1 protein-coding gene and 1 pseudogene are annotated in these 1027 nt (G+C 73.0%); one reads left to right on the top strand and one right to left on the bottom strand.

Features of this window, described 5'->3' with window-relative positions:
• Positions 1-304: pseudogene (locus AB0G02_RS42155) on the top strand (FAD-dependent oxidoreductase); the annotation flags it as partial.
• 115 nt (positions 305-419) lie between these two features.
• Here AB0G02_RS42155 and AB0G02_RS42150 read toward each other — a convergent pair.
• A partial coding sequence (locus AB0G02_RS42150; protein ID WP_360806777.1) for an IclR family transcriptional regulator occupies positions 420-1027 on the bottom strand: 608 nt, incomplete at its 5' end.

Raw genomic sequence — 1027 nt, 5'->3', positions numbered from 1 at the left:
CGCACCGTCGTTACTCACCGGCCAGGGCTCCAGACTCGCCCTGGTCGGCGCGTACGAGCTCGCCGGTGAACTGGCCACCCGGCCCGACCACGCGAGCGCATTCGCCGCGTACGAGCGGACCACGCGCCCGTTCGTCGAGCTGAACCAGGCGCTGGTCACCGAGGGCGGCACCACCCTCTTCCCCGAGACGGCCGAGGCACTGGCCCGGCGCAACGCCGCCCTGCGCGGTCGCACCGCCCTGCCCGCCGACACCGCCCGCCCGGCCCACACCGCCCTCCGGCTGCCCGCCTACGCCACCGCCTGACCGCCTCCCGCGAGCCCACCCACCCGGCCGCCGCCCGAGAGTCCTACCTTCAGACCGCGAGAGTCCAACGTTCAGAGCGCGAGAGCCCTACGTCCAGAACACTTGAGTTCAACGCTCAGGTCGGGCGGACCGCGCGTTCCACCGCGTCGTCCAGGCGTCGGGCGATCTGCTCGGCGGCGGCACGCAGGTCGGGGACCAGGCGGTGCAGGTCCGTCCGGACCGAGCGGACCACGATGCCCAGCGCGCCGGCCGGCTCGTGGTCCTCCGCCGGGATCGCGACGGCCACCGAGCACGAGCCCAGCGTCATCTCCTCGTTGGTCAGCGCGTACCCGCGTTCCGCCGTGGCACGGAGTTCGCGCAGCAGCCGGGCCCGCTCGGTGATCGTGTAGCGCGTGAAGCGGTGCAGCGGGCGTTCGAGGTAGCTGCGCACGAACGACGGGTCGGCGCGGGCGAGCAGCGCCTTGCCGACCCCCGTCGAGTGCATCGGCAGCCGGGCGCCGATCCGCGAGATCACCGGCACCGAGCGGTGACCGGAGAGCTTCTCCACGTACAGCGCGTCGAAGCCGTCGTGCACGGCGAGGTGGATGTTCTCGCGGGTCACCTCGTACAGGTCCTGCATGAACGGCAACGCGATCTCGCGCAGCCGACCGGCCACCGGCGCCAGCGTCGCCGCCTCCCACAGCCGCAGACCGATGCTGTAGGACCCGTCGGCGTCCCGCTCCA

Source organism: Actinosynnema sp. NPDC023658, assembly GCF_040639995.1.
Lineage (GTDB): Bacteria > Actinomycetota > Actinomycetes > Mycobacteriales > Pseudonocardiaceae > Actinosynnema.
This window is presented reverse-complemented; position numbering and strand designations above follow the sequence as displayed.